Origin of the sequence: Bradyrhizobium sp. SPXBL-04, assembly GCF_051853035.1 — a bacterium.
Lineage (GTDB): Bacteria > Pseudomonadota > Alphaproteobacteria > Rhizobiales > Xanthobacteraceae > Bradyrhizobium > Bradyrhizobium zhanjiangense.
Map to the genome: position 1 here is coordinate 2,781,087 of NZ_CP182472.1, position 13,532 is coordinate 2,794,618.

Here is a 13,532-nt window from a genome sequence, read left to right on the forward strand (position 1 = left end):
ATGCAACGCGCAAATTCTTCGCACTGCACCGGACCCGTGCGGGAATAGGAACAGCTGGCCGGTCGAGCGATTGGGCATCATCATCCCAACCCGCGAGGATACGCCCTATGGCCGCCAATCAATTCGCCGTCGTCACCGGCGCCTCAACCGGTATCGGCCTGGAACTTGCCAGGTGCTGCGCCCAAGCAGGTTTCAATCTTGTCATCGCCGCGGACGAGGCCGCGATCGAGGGGGTGGCCGTCGACCTCCGTAGGTTCGGCGGCAGCGTGGAGCCGGTCGAGACCGATCTCGCCACCATTGAGGGCGTCGACAAGCTCTGCGCCGCGGTCGCCGACCGTCCGATCGACGCGCTGCTGGCCAATGCCGGCATAGGCCTTGGCAGGGCCTTCCTCGACCAAGACTTCCAGCGCATCAGGCACGTCATCGATACCAACATCACCGGCACGCTCTACCTGATCCATCGCGCCGGCAATGCGATGCTGCGACGCAACTCCGGGCGCATTCTCATCACGGGCTCGATCGCCGGCTTCATGCCCGGCAGCTTCGAGGCGGTGTACAACGCCTCCAAAGCTTTTCTCGACTCGTTCTCCTTCGCTCTGCGCGAAGAGCTGCGCGATAGCGGCGTCACCGTCACTTGCCTGATGCCTGGCGCCACTGACACCGAATTCTTCCGCCGCGCCGACATGATGGACACGAAGGTTGGCACCGAGCAGAAGGATGGCGCCTACGAGGTCGCCAAGGCCGGCTTCGATGCAATGCTGCGCGGTGAGGCCGACATCGTCACCGGGCTGAAGAACAAGATCCAGGCGACGGTCGCCACCATCACGCCGAACGAGATGCTGGCCAAGCAGCATCGGAAGCTGGCCGAGCCCGGCACGGCGAAATCGTAGCGCGAGAGTGCACCAACTCTCGCGGCACGCCGTAGACGGTGTCTGCTGTGATGGCGCTGACCTTCTGTGCGTAACGGCCCGCCGACCGCAGAGGAGGACTGGTCTTGGTAAACATGGCCGCTGCATCATCATCGAAGACCACGGTCTATGCCGCACTTGCCGGCAACGTGCTCGTCGCGGTCACCAAGATCGGCGCCGCCATCTGGACGGGAAGCTCGGCGATGACGAGCGAGGCCGTACACTCGGTGGTCGACACCTCCAACGAGATGCTGCTGCTCTATGGCTACCGTCGTGCCAGCCGCCCAGCGGACGAATCCCATCCACTCGGCTACGGCCGCGAGCTGTATTTCTGGAGCTTCATCGTCGCCCTGGTGATCTTTGCGCTCGGTTCGGGCGTCTCGCTCTATCAGGGGGTCGTGCATGTTGCCGCGCCTGAGCGGATCGAGGATCCCATCGTCAGCTTCGTCGTGCTCGGGCTGTCGTTCCTGTTCGAGGGCGCCTCGTGGCTGGTCGCCCTGCGACGTTTCCGTTTCGACGCGGCGCGGTTCGGCTACTATCGGGCCTTTGTCCGCAGCAAGGATCCGCCTGCATTCATGGTGCTGCTCGAGGACAGTGCGGCGCTGGTCGGCATTGTCATTGCGGCAGCGGCCACGGCGGCGGCGGTGTGGCTGGAGCAACCGGTGTGGGACGGCGTCGGCTCGATCCTGATAGGGATTCTGCTGGGGATCACGTCCGTCGGGCTCGCCCGCGAGAGCAAGAGTCTGCTGATCGGTGAGCCCGCGCACCCTGAGCTTGCGCGGTCGATCCTCGAGATCGCCCGGCGCTCGCCGGGGGTGCTGCAGGCCAATGGGCTCCTGACGGTCCAACTATCCCCGGACGAGATTGTCGCCGCCCTCAGCGTCGAGTTCACCGACGAGAAGCGCGCCGACGATATCGAGCAATGCGTGATCTCGCTCGAAAGAGAAATCCGCAAGCATCATCCGAGCGTCGCAGCCCTGTTCATCAAGCCGCAGACGAACGCGCGCTTTCACGCCGTTCGGGCGAAACGCAGGGGTGGAAGCTCCCAGAGCCATCAATGACCCGAGAGGCGCTCGCCCCGGTGCGCTCCCTCTGCGGAGCGGACCGTTCAAGCCTTCCGTATCAACTCCCCTGGCCGGCCTTGGCCGAATAGAGCTCTGCAAAGCGCTCCCGCAATAGGTTTTTCTGTACCTTGCCCATGGTGTTGCGCGGAAGCGTCTCGACGAAGATGATGCCCTTAGGCTGCTTGAATTTCGCCAGCCGTCCGGACAGCGCTGCGAGAATGGTGCGTTCGTCCACGGACGAGCCCGGCGACCGGACGACGGCAGCCGTGACGCCCTCGCCGAAATCGACATGCGGCACGCCGACGACGGCACTTTCGGAGACCCCCGGGATGGCGTCGATCTCCGTCTCGATCTCCTTCGGATAGACGTTGAAGCCGCCGGTGATGATGAGATCCTTGCCGCGGCCGACGATGTGCAGATAGCCATTTGCATCGAGCTTGCCGAGGTCGCCGGTGATGAAGAAGCCGTCGCTGCGGAATTCGGCGGCGGTCTTGTCCGGCATGTTCCAGTAGCCCGCAAACACGTTCGGCCCCTTCACTTCGATCATGCCGACTTCGTCCGCGGGCAGCGCCACACCGCTTTCGGGATCGGCGATCCGAACTTCGACCGCGGGCAGGGGGCGACCCACGGAGCCCGGAATGCGCTGGCCGTCGTAGGGATTGGAGGCGATCATTCCGGTCTCCGTCATGCCGTAGCGCTCCAGGATCGCGTGTCCGGTCCTCGCCTGCCAGGCGCGGTGAGTCTCGGCAAGGAGCGGCGCCGAGCCGGCGACGAACAGCCTCATGTTGGCGGTCGTGCGCTCGTTCAGGTTCGGGCTCTCGAGCAGGCGTACATAGAAGGTCGGCACGCCCATCAGCACGGTGCTGCGCGCCATCGTCGCCAGAATGCGCTCGGTGTCGAATTTTTGCATGAACAGGATGCGCCCGCGCGCGGCGAACGTGACGTTGCAGGCCACGAAGAGCCCGTGAACGTGGTAGATCGGCAGCGCGTGGATCAGCACGTCCTTGCTGGAATAGCGCCACTCTTCAACCAGCGTCAGGGCGTTCGAGGCCAAATTGCCGTGCGTCAGCATAGCGCCCTTCGAGCGGCCGGTCGTGCCGGAGGTGTAGAGAATGGCGGCGAGGTCGTCATTCCCCCTGGCCACGGTGTCGAATGCAATCGGGAAGTCCGCCGCGGCATCGGCGAGCGAGCCCCTGCCGTGGTGATCGAGCGTCTCGACCCGGCCGCCTGCTTTGGCAGCAATGGTGCGCAGGTCGGCTTCTTCCTTCGGATCGCACACGATCAATGTCGGCTGCGCGTCGCGGACAAAGTACTCGGTTTCGGCCGGTGTATAGGCGGTGTTCAGCGGCAGATAGACGGCACCGGAGCGGAGCGTTGCGAGATAGAGGGCGATGGCCTCGACGGATTTCTCGACCTTGGCAGCGACACGGTGGTCCGGGCCGATGCCAATCCTGGCGAGGAAGTTCGCAAATCTGCCGCTAAGGGCGGCGAGTTCGGCGTAGCTCAACGTCGCGCCGTCCTCCTTCTCAATGCAAATGGACTGATCGGACTCCGCAGAGGCAAGCAGGCGGTCGTACAGGTTCCAGGTCATGACGAGATCTTCCGTTGAGAGTTGGATTGGGGACTCGGAACGAGGTCGCGCGATGACAATTTCGCGCGGAGCGCCTTCTTCACCTTGTCGGACGCCACCACCGTGCCGGCTTCCGCAAACGCTTCGTGGTTCGCCTCGATGTGCTCGAGCGCGTAAAGATAGTTCACCATCAGCCCGTAGGACTGCTTCATGCCCTTGGCCGAAGCATCCCCCAGGAAATTCAGCCGCTCCAGGCGCGCGCCGTTGCCGAGATGGAAGCGGGCGACCGGATCGACCGGCTTGCCTGACGGCAGCTTCGCCTTCAGGAAGTAGTAGGCCGCAAGCGCGGTGATGGCCTCTTTCGCCTGCGCGATGTTGCCGCCGTCATCGAGCGCGGCCAGCGCGCGTCGCGTCTCCTCATCGATCGCGCCGGAGGCCTCTGTCTTGAGCTCGCGTCGCACCCAGCCGGCAAAGCCGGGAGCGGGCGACAGCGTGACGAAGGTTTTCAGGTTCGGCAGCTCGCGGGCGAGGTCCTGCACCACCTGCTTGATCAGGAAATTGCCGAACGAGACGCCGGCCAGGCCCTTCTGCGTATTCGAGATCGAGTAGAACACGGCAGTTGTCGCCTCACGCGCGGCAATCGCCTGGCGCGATTTGTCGAGCAATGGGCCGATCGCGCCGGGAATCTCCTTGGTGAGCGCGATCTCGACGAAGATCAGCGGCTCGTCGACGAGCTGCGGATGAAAGAACGCGTAGCAGCGGCGATCCGGCGGCTGGAGCCGGTTGCGTAAGTCCTCCCAGTCCTGGATGGCATGGACGGCCTCATACTTGATGATCTTCTCGAGGATGTTGGCGGACGTCGTCCAATCGATCGGCCGCAGCACGAGGAAGCCCCTGTTGAACCAGGACGAGAACAGATGGGCGAAATCGTCGTCGACCGGCTGGAGCTCGGGATGCTCGCGCAGCAGCGAGAGCAGCACCTCCCGCATGCGAACCAGCGACGAAGTCCCGCCGGGCGCCAGATTGAGGCGCCGGATCAACTCCTGCCGGCGCGGCTCGGCGGCGGCATGGAGCGCCTCGAGCTTGCTGCCGTCGGCGCCCTCCTTGCGTTGGTAGGCCGCGATCGCGAGCTCGATCGCGCGACGGTCGGGCCCGAACCGGTCGGCGAGCGAGGCGAGGAATTTCAGCCGCTGCGGCTCGCCGGCCTGCTCGAAAGCCGCAAGCAGCGATTGCGCGATCGCAACGCCGGAGGCTTCGCCGCGCCTGGAGAGCAGCGCTTCACCCAGAAGGGCGAGATCGCGATCCTCGCCTGGCTCACGATCCGGCTTGATGCCCAGAACCGCGCGACCACGTTGCGTCAAGGTATCGATGAGCCCTTGCAGGAACTCGGGCGCCGTGATGCGTCCGGATCTCGTGTCGTTCAGCATCGTTCATGCCTCCTCGGTTAACGCGACGGGGCGCCCATCACCAGGTTGGGCAGCCAGGTGGAGATCGAGGGCGCCAGGCAAAGCAGGACGACCGCGAACGCCATCAGGAGCACGAAGGGCAGCGTCCCCCAGATCACGTCCCGCAACGGGATGTCCGGCGCGATGTTCCTGATGACGAAGATGTTGAGTCCAACCGGCGGATGAATGAGGCCCATCTCCATCACGATCGTCATCACCACGCCGAACCAGATCAGGTCGAAGCCTGCGTCCTTGAGCGGCGGCAGGATGATCGGCGCAGTCATCAGGATGATCGAAACCGGTGGCAGGAAGAAGCCGAGTACGACCACCAGCACCAGGATCGCTGCCAATAGCACCCAGCGCGACAGCTGCATCGCGACGATCGCCTGCGCCGCCGCCTGACTGATGTGGAGATAGCTCATCACGTAGGAGTAGAGCAGCGACATGCCGATGATCAGCATCAGCATGGTCGATTCCTTCAGCGTCGATTCCAGGATCGGGCCGAGATCCCGCGGGCGCCACACGCCATAGATCGAGGCGATCAGGACCAGCGCCAGGATGCCGCCGAGGCCTGCGGTTTCCGACGGCGTCGCATAGCCGCCATAGAGTGCGATCATGACGCCGCTGAGCAGCACGACGAACGGGAGCACGCGCGGCAGCGCACCGAACCGCATCGCCATGGTGAAGCGCTCATTCGAAAGGATCGGATGCTGCGCAGGGTCCGCGGCATAAGCGCGCTCTGCCGCGGCGTATTCGGACTTGAATCTCAACACCGCATACGTCGCAAACAGCAGCACCAGGAGAAGGCCCGGGCCGATGCCGGCGAGGAAGAGACGACCGAGCGACTGCTCCGCCGCGACCGCGTACAGGATCATGGTGATCGAGGGCGGCAGCAGGATGCCCAGCGTGCCGCCGGCTGCGATGACGCCCGCAGCAAAGCCGCCGGAATAGCCGCGCTTGCGCATTTCGGGAATGCCGGCCGAACCGATGGCCGAGCACGTCGCCGGAGATGATCCGGCCATCGCAGCGAATAGCGCGCAGGCAAAGACATTGGCGATGCCGAGCCCGCCGGGGATGCGGCCCATCCAGACGTGCAACGCGCTGTAAAGATCCTGTCCCGCCTTCGACTTGCCGATCGCGGCGCCCTTCAGGATGAAGAGTGGGATCGCCAGCAGCGTGATCGAAGCCATCTCCTCGTAGACGTTCTGCGTCACCGTATCGAGCGATGCGGCGGGCATGAAGAAATACATGAAGATGACGGCGACGGCACCGAGCGCCAGCGCGATCGGCATGCCCGAGGCCATCACGGCGAGCGTGGCCCCGCCATACATCAGTCCGACGGCAAACGTGCTCATTTGCTCCTCCATCCGTCGACGCGCGAGGCGAGCTGAAGCGCGATCTGCACCGTCATCAGCGTCATCCCGAGTGACATCATGCTGTAGGGAATCCACAGCGGCGGGGCCCAGGTCGATCCGGACACCTGTCCGTCGACCCATGCCTCGTGGAATAGCGTCCAGGATTTCCAGGCGAAGAAGCAGCAGAACAGCAGGCTCACGGTGTCGACCACGAGCATGCGGATCGCATTGCCGCGCTTCGACAGATAGCCGGTGAGAGCCTCGATGCCGATGTGGCCGCGTCCGGCTTGTACGAACGCGGTCGACAGGAACGTGGCGCCGACCAGCAGGAACACCGCGGCCTCGTCCTGCCAATAGGTCGCCGCGTTGAAGAAATAGCGCGCGGCCACGCTGTAGCTCAGGATCGTGCTCGCGACGATGAGTGCGATCGAGCAGAGGACGACGATCGTCCTGTTGAGCAGGGTCATCGCGCGATTCATCCGTCCCACCGTGGAGCCGGGTCGCGCTGCCGTCATGACGACGGAGTGGCCGAGATCGACGCCGTGCGCGCTCATGATCCGGCCTCCATGGCGAGCTTGATCAGGCGGGCGCAGTTCTCGTTCTTGTTGGCGTAATCCTTCCAGGCGGTGTCGCGCGCAAGCTCCCGCCACGCCTGAACCGTCTTGTCGTCGAGATCATGCACGGTCGCGCCGGCGGCCTGGTAGACCTTGGCCACGCGGACGTCGTCTTCCATCGCCGCGGTGCGGCCGAACGCTTCCAGCTCGGCGCCGACCGAGACGATGATGTCGCGCTCCTCGCTCGAAAGCCGATCGAACACCGCCTTCGACATCACGAGCGGCTCGAGCATGAACCAGTAGCTCTTGGCGCGGCCGGTCGTCAGATGCTTGGCGAGCTCTTCCAGTCGGAACGAGGTCAGGCTGGTGGAGGAGGTGAGGGCGGCATCGCAGGCGCCGGTCTGCATTGCCGCATAGAGTTCATTGGAAGGGAGCGACAGCACCGAGGCGCCGGCGGCCTGGAGCACGAGATCCATCTCGCGCGAGCCGCCGCGGATCTTCATGCCCTTGGCATCCGCGACCTCGACCAGCGGTCGCGCACGGCTGGCGACGCCGCCGGCCTGCCAGATCCAGGTGATGATGACGAGGCCCTTGGCGGCGAGAAACTTGCTGAACTCCTGGCCGATCGGCTTGTTCTTCCAGCCGAGGCCTTCGTCGTAACCGGTGACGAGGCTCGGCATCAGGCCGATGTTCAGTTCGGGAAGATCGCCGCCGGCGTAGGAGATCGGAATGAGGCTCATGTCGAGCGCGCCTTTGCGCATCGCCGAGACCTGCGCGTTGGTCTTCATCAGCGACGAGCCCGGATAGATCTCGGCGGTCATCGCGCCCTTGCTGCGCTCCTGGATCAGGGCCGCGAAACGCCAGCAGAGCCGGTCGCGAAAATCGCCCTCGGTCGCCGTGCCACCCGGAAATTGGTGCGAGATCTTCAGGGTCGTGGCCGCGCGCGCTTCCCCGAACGGGAGCAGCGCCGGGGCTGCGATTCCCAAGGCCAGGGCTTGGCGTCTTGAAATCCTCATTCCATACCTCCCGTCGCTGAATTGCATTTTTTATTCGTAATATTGCATACAATTCTCATATGAACTGCATGCTGTTCGTTTTGTCAAGTATATGGTATGGAATTGTGGGATCAGGTGTATGCAATGAGCCAGGCCTTCAGACTTAAGCAGTCGATCGAAGACGCTGTGATTGCAGGAGAATTCCTGCCGGGTGATCGCCTGGACGAGGCCTCGCTGGCGGAGCGATTCGGGGTGTCGCGCACCCCTATCCGGGAGGCGCTGCTCCAGCTCGGCGCCGAGGGCTTCATCGATGTCCGCCCGCGCCGCGGCGCGATCGTCAGCGTCCCGTCACCGACCAGGCTGTTCGAGATGTTCGAAACGATGGCGGAGATCGAAAGCGCCTGCGGACGCCTGGCGGCACGTCGGCTGACCCCGGAGAACGATGCGGCAATGGAGACTGCTCATCGCGCGTGCGAGATAGCCGCGCGCGAAGGCGACAGCGAGCAGTACTACGCCGACAACCGCAATTTTCACGAAGCGATCTACCGCGCGAGCCGCAACAGTTTTCTCGCTGATCAAGCCTTTGCTCTGCACAAGCGGCTGAGCGCCTATCGCCGTATCCAGCTACGTGCGCGCAACCGCCTGCTGCAATCGCTCCAGGAGCACGCCGGGATTCTCGAAGCGATCCGCGCCGGCGATGAGCAACTCGCGGCAACGCGACTTCACGATCATGTTCTGGTCCAGGGTGAGCGGTTCTCGGACATGGTGCTTGGCCTTGCCGCGGATCGACGATCCGACGCGACCGGAAGCAAGAGCGGAACGTCGAGGTAGAGGCTGGTTTTCCGAAAAGATCATGCTAAAACAATAACCTAAAGCGCGATGACGATTCATCCCAATCTCATCGCGCTTTAGCGTTGCCTCTCGCCGTAGCCATTCGTCACTCTATTCAGGGTGTCCGCGCCGTGCTGCCGGTCGTGCCGCCAGCGAAGAATGCCAGGAGATGTTGAGAGACATAGGTCGGATTCTCATCCGGCAACCAATGCCCGGTGCGTGGTGCAACATCTCCACGCACATTCGTGGCGAGCTCCTTCGCCATGTCCGTTTCGGCCCAGCCGTTGCTCTTCTCGCCGGCCAAGGCGAGGACGGGCATCGGGAGCTTCTTCTGCATGAATTGCTTGAAGCGCCGTTCATCCTCGGGAAAAGCCCGATAGAGCTCAAACCCCGCGCGAAGGCCTCCGGGAGCCGCATAGGCACGCGCATAGACCGCGATGTCTTCGTCCGCAACAGGCGCTGCGAGCCTCTTCTTGTAGAAATCCGAGATGTAGGCTTGCTCGTGACCGCTCACGAGGAGCTCAGCGATATCGCGCTGCTGATGCAGGCCGAAATGCCAGAGCTCGGGGTCCGGCTTGTGCTTGGCTTCATCCCAGATCCGCGTGGCCGGCACGGGAACGTCTAGCATCGCGAGCTTGACGACCTCATCCGGCCATTGCGCGGCATAGGCATAGGCGACCATCACGCCGATGTCGCGTCCGACGAGGTTGACATGGCTTCCGCCCAGTTCGCGGACCAGTGCGCGAATGTCGGCAGCCATCGTCGCCTTGTCGTAGCCGCCCTGCGGCTTCTCCGACTCGCCAGCGCCGCGATAGTCCACCGCAACGACACGGTACCCCGCGCCCGCGAGCGCAGGCATGACATTCCGCCACGTGTACCAGGTCTGCGGCCAGCCGTGCAGCAGAACGATCAGGTCGCCATGGGCCGGACCGCCGATGACATAGTGCAGTCGAACTCCATTGGCTTCGGCAAAGCCGTGCGTGAAGATTCGTTCGAAGTTGGCCGGCAGGCCAGTGCGCGAGGCAAGAGGGGATGGAGTCTCCTGTGCCAGTGCGCCGGTGACCATCAGAATGAATGTTGCTCCCAGCACAGGCAGGAATCTGAGCAAGCGTCTCATTGAGCGGGTCCATCTTGTTGAGAGACGAGGATATCCCTGAGCACCGCGACTTGTTGTTGTTGCGGAGGGCCCCAACCCAATCTGCCCCCAACCGAGCTCGGCTTCGATGGTTCCGAGGAAACTGCTTCGCCGGAACTCTCCGCTTCAGATCCTTATCAGCGAATGTCGGCGGCACGCCGCTCGCCAGTCGCTCTTCGCATGTAGGCGTGCGGACTGGATCCCATTTCTGTCCGGAATGCGTAGACGAACGCGGATGCGGATCCGTAGCCCAGTTGCAGCGCGGTCTCCGTGACTCCCGTGCCGCTGCTCAACAGCTCGATGGCGCGCAGCAGCCGCACCCGTCGCCGCCATGATCGCAGGCTCGAACCCATTTCCGCTTCGAACTGGCGCGTCAGCGTACGTGACGACATGCCGAGCGCCTTGGCCCAATCATCCGAACTTCGGGAATCGGCTGGATCGACGTAGAGCGCTTCGCAAAGGCGCAGCAGGCGTTCGCCGCGCGGCCACGGCAATCCCGCCGTCAGCGCGCGGGCCCTGCCGAGCTGATCGAGAATGAGTGTCGCGACACGATCGGGGTAGCCGTCGGTATCCTGGCTTCCTTCGATGGCTGCTGCCTCCACGATCAACGCCTTCAGCAGGGGAGAGACGGCGAGCACTGTCGGAGCCGATGGCAGATTGCTCCCGGCGTCGACGGCAATCCACAGGCTGCGAAACTCGGCGCCGAGAAGGGAGCCCACCCGATGGCGAACGCCGCGCGGCAGCCAGACGGCCTGTTCGGGCGAGATGACGAAGGAACGATTCTCCGCGGTCACCATCAGCACGCCGTCGATGGCGTAGACCACTTGGTGCCAGTCGTGCGCGTGCTCCGGGAATTCGTGCCGCGCCGGGATCGACTGGGCGCGCATGGTGATGGGGCGCGGCGGCAAGGCATCCGGCGGAGCCGATAGTGGGGTCCAGGTCATGTCGTTTCCGATTGGCCGATATTCTATATAAATTGGCAAAACGTCGAAAGACAGCCGCTTTTCGCTCTGCTAGCGCTCCGGTTCAAGGCCGGCCACACCACCGACTTTGTTGGCCGGACCCGTCTCGTCCCTCGTATCAGGAACGGAGCATGGCCGAGTGCGACAGCCGGGGCCTGCCGATTTCGACAGATTCACCGCAAGCGGCCGGTCAATATCGGATCGGCATCGATCTGCTTCTGTCGGCGTGGCCGGGCGCGGATGACACGCTGCGGCAGGCCGCGGAACTCGATCCACATTTCGCGCTGGCGCACGCCGCCCTCGCACGTCTGCACGCGATCAAGGCCGAGCCCGCGGAAGCGCGCGCAAGGATCGCGACTGCGCAGGAGATTGTCGCGCGAAACGGCTCGCCGCGTGAGATCAGTCATGTTGCGGTCCTCGCGCTCGCGGTGACCGGCCAGTCCGCCAAGGCGTTGGAGAGCGCGCTCGCGCATCTGGACGCGTGGCCGCGCGACGTCCTGATCCTCTCTCTGCCGCTCGGCGCGTTCGGCCTGTTCGCGTTCTCGGGGATGATCGGTCACGACCAGGCGCGCGTGGATCTCTGCGAACGCGTGGCGGGTCGCTACGACGCGGACGACTGGTGGTTCCTGACCTATCGCGGCTGGTCACATGCCGAGAACGGATCGGTCTCGAGAGGTCGCGACCTCGCGCAACGTGGTCTCGAACGGCGCCGCGCCAACGCGAACGCCGCGCATGCGGTCGCGCATGCGATGTTCGAGCAGGGCGCCAAGGACGAAGCCGAAACGCTGCTCGAAGGCTGGTTGCCTGAGTATGATCGGGCAGGGATGCTTCACGGTCATCTGGCCTGGCACGCGGCGCTCTCGGCACTGGAGCGCGACGATCCGCAACACGCCCTGGCGATCTATTGCAAATTCGTTCGACCTTCGGCCTCGCTCGGTCTGCCGATCAATGTCTTGAGCGACACGGTCTCCTTGTTGTGGAGACTTCAGGCGTATGGCCACGAGGTGCCGTCCGGCATGTGGGAGGAGGTCGAGAGCTACGCCGGATCCCGCTATCCGACTCCCGGTCTCGCATTCGTCGAACTGCACACGGCCTTGTTGGCCGCCGCGACCGGAAAACACGCCGCTGCCGTCGACCGCATCAAGGCGAATGCGCAACGTGTCGCGGACGGCGTGCTGCCGGCTGGTCCCGTCGTGCCAGCCATCGGCCGGGCCGCGCTCGCGTTCGCGAACACCGACTACGCCGAATGCATGCGGATTCTCGAGCCGGTGGCCGCAGACGTCGCGCGGGTCGGCGGCAGCGGCGCCCAGAGGGAAATCATCGAAGACATGTTGTTGCTCGCTTTCATGCGAAGCGGCGATTCCGCCAAGGCACGCGATCTGCTCGATCGCCGCCTCCACCGCCGTCCGTCGCAGCGCGATGCGCGCTGGCGCGGCCAAATCGAGGTCTGAATGTCAGAAGTTGCCGTGCAAGGGCGGGTGGAGGCTCCGCCCGCGTTCCGTTTTGAGCGCAGCAATGTCGCAAGGCTCGCCGTCGCGCAGGCATTGGCCGGCGCGAATTCGACGATCGCCTACGCCACCGGCGCAGTGATCGGTGACATGCTGGCGCCCACCAAGGCGCTGGCAACTCTTCCGATCTCGATCTTCGTGGTCGGGATGGCCGCCTGCACCTTGCCCGCCGGAGCGATCGCGCAACGTTACGGGCGACGCGCGACCTTCATGATCGGCACCGGCTGCGGTGTCCTCTCCGGCCTGATCGGATCGCTCGCGATTCTATACGCCTCATTCGGCCTGTTCTGTGCGGCGACGTTTCTCGGCGGTGTCTACGCCGCGGTGGTGCTGTCCTTTCGCTTCGCGGCCGCCGATTGCGCGGCGCCGGAGCGGCGGCCGCGCGCGCTGTCGGCGGTGATGGCAGGCGGTGTCTTTGCCGGCGTGATCGGGCCGCAACTCGTCACGTATACGATGGGTCTGTGGCCGCCCCATCTCTTCGCGGCCACCTATCTGGCACAAGGCGCGGTCGCTGCGATCTCCTTATCGGTTCTCGCCGGGGTCCGTCTGCCGATGCCGATCGCGGCCGACAGGGGCAGAGGCCGTCCTCTTTCCGTGATCGCGCGCCAGCCGCGTTTCATTGCGGCGGTGGTCTGCGGAGTCGTCTCTTATCTGCTGATGAACTTCCTGATGACGGCGGCACCGCTCGCGATGAAGTTCTGCAATCTGTCGCAGGAGGCTGCCAATCTTGGTCTGCAATGGCATGTGATCGCCATGTATGGACCGAGCTTCTGGACCGGCAGGTTGATCACCCGGTTCGGCGCTTCGAGAGTGGTGGCGACCGGGCTGCTGCTCACCGCCGCCTCTTCGGCCATCGGTCTGTTCGGTATTCAGGTCGGGCACTTCTGGGCGACGCTGATCCTGCTCGGCGTCGGCTGGAATTTTGGCTTCGTCGGAGCTTCCGCGATGGTCCTGGAGTGTCATCGCCCGGAGGAGAAGGCGCGCGTGCAGTCGCTGAACGACTTCATCGTGTTCGGCACGATGACCTTCGGCTCGTTCCTGTCGGGTGGGCTGCTCTCCGCCTACGGTTGGAATACGGTCCTGTGGGTCTCGTTTCCGCCTCTGTTCCTGGCCGTCGCCGCGCTGGCGCTGGCATCACCACGAGCGCGCCGCGGCGATGCGGCGTCGTGATATGCTGGAGCGCGCCGCGGAGGCCGTCGCACGGA

The 13,532-nt window shown here is 64.3% G+C and carries 12 protein-coding genes; 5 read left to right on the plus strand and 7 right to left on the minus strand.

All coding sequences use genetic code 11. The features are described from left to right. Positions 1–107 precede the first annotated feature (107 nt). Positions 108–890: an SDR family NAD(P)-dependent oxidoreductase gene (locus tag ACNJX8_RS12930; protein ID WP_128932403.1), complete on the plus strand. Its 783-nt coding sequence runs from the start codon at positions 108–110 to the stop codon at positions 888–890. A 113-nt stretch (positions 891–1,003) separates the two neighbouring features. Next, positions 1,004–1,969, plus strand: coding sequence for a cation diffusion facilitator family transporter (locus tag ACNJX8_RS12935; protein ID WP_439361904.1), 966 nt, complete (start codon positions 1,004–1,006; stop codon positions 1,967–1,969). Positions 1,970–2,030: 61 nt separating this feature from the next. On the opposite strand, the gene ACNJX8_RS12940 is transcribed toward ACNJX8_RS12935, so the two are convergent. The 5 genes from ACNJX8_RS12940 to dctP are packed head-to-tail and all read right to left on the minus strand — an operon-like array spanning position 2,031 to position 7,912. After that, positions 2,031–3,563 (minus strand): malonate--CoA ligase, encoded by a 1,533-nt coding sequence (locus tag ACNJX8_RS12940; protein ID WP_439360901.1) that lies wholly within the window; start codon positions 3,561–3,563, stop codon positions 2,031–2,033. Beyond that, the gene (locus tag ACNJX8_RS12945; protein ID WP_439360902.1) at positions 3,560–4,969 is read right to left on the minus strand and encodes a malonyl-CoA decarboxylase; all 1,410 of its coding nucleotides are present in this window, start codon (positions 4,967–4,969) and stop codon (positions 3,560–3,562) included. Before ACNJX8_RS12945 ends, ACNJX8_RS12940 begins: the two co-directional genes overlap by 4 nt. Before the next feature lie 17 nt (positions 4,970–4,986). Beyond that, the gene (locus ACNJX8_RS12950; RefSeq protein WP_249756934.1) at positions 4,987–6,342 is read right to left on the minus strand and encodes a TRAP transporter large permease; all 1,356 of its coding nucleotides are present in this window, start codon (positions 6,340–6,342) and stop codon (positions 4,987–4,989) included. After that, positions 6,339–6,896 carry a TRAP transporter small permease gene (locus ACNJX8_RS12955; protein ID WP_439360903.1) on the minus strand — a complete coding sequence of 186 codons (558 nt, stop codon included), beginning with the start codon at positions 6,894–6,896 and terminating at the stop codon, positions 6,339–6,341. The genes ACNJX8_RS12950 and ACNJX8_RS12955 overlap by 4 nt, the downstream gene beginning before the upstream one ends. Continuing rightward, the gene (dctP, locus tag ACNJX8_RS12960) at positions 6,893–7,912 is read right to left on the minus strand and encodes a TRAP transporter substrate-binding protein DctP (protein WP_439360904.1); all 1,020 of its coding nucleotides are present in this window, start codon (positions 7,910–7,912) and stop codon (positions 6,893–6,895) included. Before dctP ends, ACNJX8_RS12955 begins: the two co-directional genes overlap by 4 nt. A 123-nt stretch (positions 7,913–8,035) precedes the next feature. Between dctP and ACNJX8_RS12965 the strand changes: the two genes are divergently transcribed. Next, positions 8,036–8,722 carry a GntR family transcriptional regulator gene (locus tag ACNJX8_RS12965; RefSeq protein WP_128932409.1) on the plus strand — a complete coding sequence of 229 codons (687 nt, stop codon included), beginning with the start codon at positions 8,036–8,038 and terminating at the stop codon, positions 8,720–8,722. Between the two features lie 115 nt (positions 8,723–8,837). Here ACNJX8_RS12965 and ACNJX8_RS12970 read toward each other — a convergent pair whose 3' ends face one another. Both ACNJX8_RS12970 and ACNJX8_RS12975 read right to left on the minus strand, forming a co-directional pair. Beyond that, positions 8,838–9,839, minus strand: a complete 1,002-nt coding sequence (locus tag ACNJX8_RS12970; RefSeq protein WP_439360905.1) for an alpha/beta fold hydrolase — start codon at positions 9,837–9,839, stop codon at positions 8,838–8,840. A gap of 155 nt (positions 9,840–9,994) precedes the next feature. Further along, positions 9,995–10,765 carry an AraC family transcriptional regulator gene (locus ACNJX8_RS12975; protein ID WP_439360906.1) on the minus strand — a complete coding sequence of 257 codons (771 nt, stop codon included), beginning with the start codon at positions 10,763–10,765 and terminating at the stop codon, positions 9,995–9,997. Positions 10,766–10,950: 185 nt separating this feature from the next. On the opposite strand from ACNJX8_RS12975, the gene ACNJX8_RS12980 reads away from it, so the two are divergent. Both ACNJX8_RS12980 and ACNJX8_RS12985 read left to right on the plus strand, forming a co-directional pair. Then, entirely contained in the window at positions 10,951–12,270 is a 1,320-nt protein-coding gene (locus tag ACNJX8_RS12980; RefSeq protein WP_439360907.1) for a tetratricopeptide repeat protein, read from the plus strand. Continuing rightward, positions 12,271–13,497: an MFS transporter gene (locus ACNJX8_RS12985; RefSeq protein ID WP_439360908.1), complete on the plus strand. Its 1,227-nt coding sequence runs from the start codon at positions 12,271–12,273 to the stop codon at positions 13,495–13,497. The last annotated feature ends 35 nt before the right edge of the window (positions 13,498–13,532 follow it).

Bases quoted from the DNA above. Each gene is read 5' to 3' on its own strand.
- ACNJX8_RS12940 (WP_439360901.1), bottom strand. From the start codon at position 3,563: ATGACCTGGAACCTGTACGACCGCCTGCTTGCCTCTGCGGAGTCCGAT.
- ACNJX8_RS12930 (WP_128932403.1), top strand. From the start codon at position 108: ATGGCCGCCAATCAATTCGCCGTCGTCACCGGCGCCTCAACCGGTATC.
- ACNJX8_RS12955 (WP_439360903.1), bottom strand. From the start codon at position 6,896: ATGAGCGCGCACGGCGTCGATCTCGGCCACTCCGTCGTCATGACGGCA.
- ACNJX8_RS12970 (WP_439360905.1), bottom strand. From the start codon at position 9,839: ATGAGACGCTTGCTCAGATTCCTGCCTGTGCTGGGAGCAACATTCATT.
- ACNJX8_RS12980 (WP_439360907.1), top strand. From the start codon at position 10,951: ATGGCCGAGTGCGACAGCCGGGGCCTGCCGATTTCGACAGATTCACCG.
- ACNJX8_RS12935 (WP_439361904.1), top strand. From the start codon at position 1,004: ATGGCCGCTGCATCATCATCGAAGACCACGGTCTATGCCGCACTTGCC.
- ACNJX8_RS12965 (WP_128932409.1), top strand. From the start codon at position 8,036: ATGAGCCAGGCCTTCAGACTTAAGCAGTCGATCGAAGACGCTGTGATT.
- ACNJX8_RS12950 (WP_249756934.1), bottom strand. From the start codon at position 6,342: ATGAGCACGTTTGCCGTCGGACTGATGTATGGCGGGGCCACGCTCGCC.
- ACNJX8_RS12985 (WP_439360908.1), top strand. From the start codon at position 12,271: ATGTCAGAAGTTGCCGTGCAAGGGCGGGTGGAGGCTCCGCCCGCGTTC.
- dctP (WP_439360904.1), bottom strand. From the start codon at position 7,912: ATGAGGATTTCAAGACGCCAAGCCCTGGCCTTGGGAATCGCAGCCCCG.
- ACNJX8_RS12945 (WP_439360902.1), bottom strand. From the start codon at position 4,969: ATGCTGAACGACACGAGATCCGGACGCATCACGGCGCCCGAGTTCCTG.